The 3553-nt window shown below is 63.1% G+C and carries 5 protein-coding genes and 1 pseudogene; 4 read left to right on the top strand and 2 right to left on the bottom strand.

Going from position 1 to position 3553, the window contains the following annotated elements; genetic code table 11:
* The 4 genes and pseudogenes from Q0520_RS10285 to dapF all read left to right on the top strand — a co-directional run.
* Window positions 1-416 (top strand): annotated as a pseudogene (locus tag Q0520_RS10285) (condensation protein); the annotation flags it as partial.
* 48 nt (window positions 417-464) lie between these two features.
* A complete protein-coding gene (locus Q0520_RS10290; RefSeq protein ID WP_298669751.1) occupies window positions 465-1022 on the top strand; it encodes a hypothetical protein in 558 nt (185 codons plus the stop codon).
* A gap of 93 nt (window positions 1023-1115) precedes the next feature.
* Window positions 1116-1634 carry a hypothetical protein gene (locus tag Q0520_RS10295; protein ID WP_298669754.1) on the top strand — a complete coding sequence of 173 codons (519 nt, stop codon included), beginning with the start codon at window positions 1116-1118 and terminating at the stop codon, window positions 1632-1634.
* A 195-nt stretch (window positions 1635-1829) separates the two neighbouring features.
* Window positions 1830-2651, top strand: coding sequence for a diaminopimelate epimerase (gene dapF, locus Q0520_RS10300; protein WP_298669757.1), 822 nt, complete (start codon window positions 1830-1832; stop codon window positions 2649-2651).
* 372 nt (window positions 2652-3023) lie between these two features.
* Here dapF and Q0520_RS10305 read toward each other — a convergent pair whose 3' ends face one another.
* Window positions 3024-3368 carry a DUF86 domain-containing protein gene (locus Q0520_RS10305; protein WP_298669760.1) on the bottom strand — a complete coding sequence of 115 codons (345 nt, stop codon included), beginning with the start codon at window positions 3366-3368 and terminating at the stop codon, window positions 3024-3026.
* The coding region (locus Q0520_RS10310) for a nucleotidyltransferase family protein (protein ID WP_298669762.1) at window positions 3365-3553 on the bottom strand (189 nt) is incomplete at its 5' end. The genes Q0520_RS10305 and Q0520_RS10310, both read right to left, overlap by 4 nt.

A 3553-nucleotide genomic window follows, 5' to 3' on the forward strand; every position in this document is an offset into this window, starting at 1 on the left:
TGGAAGACGTCATCGACCAGGTCACGGCGGCGACGAGACGGCGCAAGGCGAACGGCCTCGGCCTCGGCTGTATCCTCTTCTACGACGAGATCTATGCGGGCGGCATGGCGGCGGTCGACGATTTCTTCGCCGGCATGACGGAGAGGTATGAGGAGACGGCCCTCAAGAACCCGGTCTTCTCCAACATCGGGGTGCTCGACGCCGACGGCGTCCTCCCCCTCGAAGGGAAGGACGGGAGGTCCCTCGACCTCCGCAGTGCCTGCCTCCTCCCCTGCGTCTGCTGGCCGTACGGGTTCCTCATGTCCCTCTCCACCTTCCGCGACGCCATGACGATCGTCTCGGCCTACGAGGAGGGGCCGTACTCACGGGAAAAAGTCGAGGAGTTCCTCGACCATGTGGTGGAGTACCTCCCCTGACGCGGAGACCGGAAGGGGAATATAACACCGCGCCATAGGACGTGTAGTATGGGTTTCCTCATCCTGCTCCTCATCGCTTCCTCGACCATCGCCTTCGCCCTGCTGCTCGGCTGCCTGACCGGCAGGGTCGCGGACAGGCGTCTGCGTCTCGCACTCCCGCCTGTCCTCGCCCTCATCATCGCGGGGATGGCGATCACGTCAGGCGCCGGCACACCCCTCGCCGTCCTCCTCGCGATCGGTATCGTCGCCGCGGCCGGCATCGTCACCCCCCTCCCCCTTATCGACGGCGTCGTCTCAGGACGACTGCGGATGTTCGCAGTCCTCTGCTCGTCCATCGCCTCCGCACCCTTCCTCATCGCCCTCCTGGTGAACCCCGAACAACTGCCGGGCGGGCCTGCCCCCCTCCTCGCCGACCGCCTGCCCATCATCGGCGGGATCTTCGACGGGGTCATCGGCGCCCTCCCACCGGGCACACCTGCATTCGACCTCGCCTTCTCCATATTCCTCTGGGTCGGGCTCTACCTGGAGTACATGCTCGTCGCTGCCGTCGTGTATCTTCTTCTCCGGACGGTCGCCTCCCGGCATCTGGACAGGCGTCCGGAATAATCGAGTCGTGTGATCCGGGAGAAAAGGAAGACACTGGCCCTCTCCATCCCTCGGAAACGGTATATATCGCCGCAACCATTCTAGAGAGAGGATATGGACCAGGGATCGAAGGCACCGGCATTTCTTGTCGCGGCTCTCGCCGTGATACTCGTATCCATCGGAGCAGCATCCATCTACGCCGACCTGACCGCCGATGTGGAGGCAGGGGGGGCCGGGGCGGCGGTGAGGGAGGTGGTCCCGGGGATCGGCGAGGACGACCTGGAGAGGATCCTCGCGTGCGACGTCTGCGCCGCCTACGGGAGGGTGGGCGAAGGGCAGGACCTCCTCGCCATCCTCCGGGCGGCAGGGCCGGATCTGGAGACGTATCTCTACCCCGACGGGCCGGTCTATTGCTACGGCATCACCTATCCGGGCTGCATCCAGATCTTCCTGGATGGAGAGGCCCCTGACAACCACTCGACCACCGACGCGATCTACCAGGTCATCGACTGCCACGGGAGAGACCTGGGGGTGAGCGGCACACCGGTGATCTTCGCCCGCACCCCCTTCCCGGCGAGGCCGGCGGTTGAAGAGACGTTCTCGCCGCCGTGGATGAGAGGGAAGGGGGCGTGACCTTCCGGCGAGAGGATCTGTACAGAAACCCTATATCCAAAGAGGATACCATTGCCAGAATCGGGGGTGGATCACCCAATTGCCGTCCATCCCCGGATCTGCACACCCGGCACGCCAACAGTCTCTACTTTTTTCCTCTCTTCAGGCAGACAGACCGGCGAAGAGATATAGCGTGGACAGGGGAAACATAGGGATATGGAGATCCGGTTCACCAAAATGCACGGCAACGGCAACGACTTCGTTCTGATCGACGAGATGAAGGGCACAGTCATCCCGGACGAGATGAAGGGAGGTTTTGCCGCCCTGTACTGCGACCGCCGCTTCGGCATCGGCGCGGACGGCGTGCTTTTCATCTCTCCCTCGGAGAAGGCCGACGTGAAGATGCGCCTCTTCCAGCAGGACGAGAGCGAGGCCGAGATGTGCGGGAACGGCATCCGGTGTCTCGCGAAGTACGCCTTCGACGCGGGTCTCGCCGCCGGCACCTGCACGGTCGAGACCCTGGCGGGCGTCATGCCTGTCTCGATGGGCTATGACGGGGAGGGCGAGTTCTGGGCGACGATACAGATGGTCGACCCGGCCTTCGCCTGCTCCGCGATCCCGGCGAGCGGTGAGGGGGAGTATAAGGAGGAGATCGACGGCTTCACCGTCTACGCGGCGAACACCGGCGTCCCCCACGCGGTGGTCTTCGTCGACGACGTCGCCGCGGTCGATGTCCGGGCCGCGGCCCCCCGCATCCGCCACCACCCCTCCTTCCCGAAGGGGGCGAACGTGAACTTCGTGCAGGTGACGGGCGAGGACGGGATCAGGGTCCGCACCTTCGAGAGGGGCGTCGAGGGCGAGACCGAGTCCTGCGGCACCGGCGCCACGGCGTCGGCGGTCGTCGCCCACCGCCTCGGCCGCGTCGGGGCCGAGGTGCATGTCGAGACGAACGGCGGCCCCCTTGTCATCGGGTGCGGGGAGACGACGACGATGCAGGGGCCCGCGGTGACGGTGTTTACTGGCGTCATCGTGGGGTGAGACTCCCCCAATCTTTTTTGAACGTTTCCAGCATTGCAGCAGTTTTTCAGCGGAATTTTAGCACCGGCCGCGAGGATCGATCTGCGAGGGATGGGTTCTGATGTGACGGTACCAGTACAGAGAGAGAGACGCGTCTCTCTATCAGTACTAAAGTACAGCAGATCACACACGCACACACCATGACCTCTCTATGGGTGTGCGTGTGTGGGTGTGTGTGCGAAACCCGCGATGCTGAGAACGATCGTGAGATACCGATGCTCAGATGATGGAATTGAGATCAAGCGCCATTGCATCGTCTTTTGAGTGACGTCGGGCGTTGCAACGCGCTGAAAATGGGTGGAAGGAAGGGGGCGGTGCTGGAAGAGTCGGGCGCTATCTCCCTTCTTCTTCCTGGATGATCCTCCGGATCTCTTTCCGGAGTTCGGGCACGCGGTTGATGACCGTCCTCCAGACAAGCATCGTGTCGACGCCAAAATAGGTGTGGATCAGTCTGTCCCGCATCCCGGCCATCTCCCGCCAGGGGACGGCAGGGTGCCTCTCCCTGACGGAGAGAGGGATCTTTTTCGCCGCCTCCCCGATGACCTCGAACTTCCTGATGACTGCGCTCTGAGTCCTGTCATCACGGAGGAACTCGTCGTAGGTCATGCCTGCTGTGAACTCCTCGATCTTCTCCAGGGCACTGACGATGTCCGATAGATAGAGGAGAGGGGATCTCATGCAAAGAGGAGGTCTTGCGTCACCTGGCTGCGGATCTCCGGGCGGAGCGCCGTCTCCGGCACGACATCCACCTTACGGCCAAGTTTTTCTTCGAGGTACTGCGACAGTCCGACAAAATCAAAGAGGTCGGCGGAGGCATCGAAGGCGACGAGCACATCGATGTCGCTGCCCTCTCCCTGTTCCTC

This window comes from uncultured Methanofollis sp. (genome assembly GCF_937919355.1).
In the GTDB taxonomy this organism is placed as follows: Archaea; Halobacteriota; Methanomicrobia; order Methanomicrobiales; family Methanofollaceae; genus Methanofollis.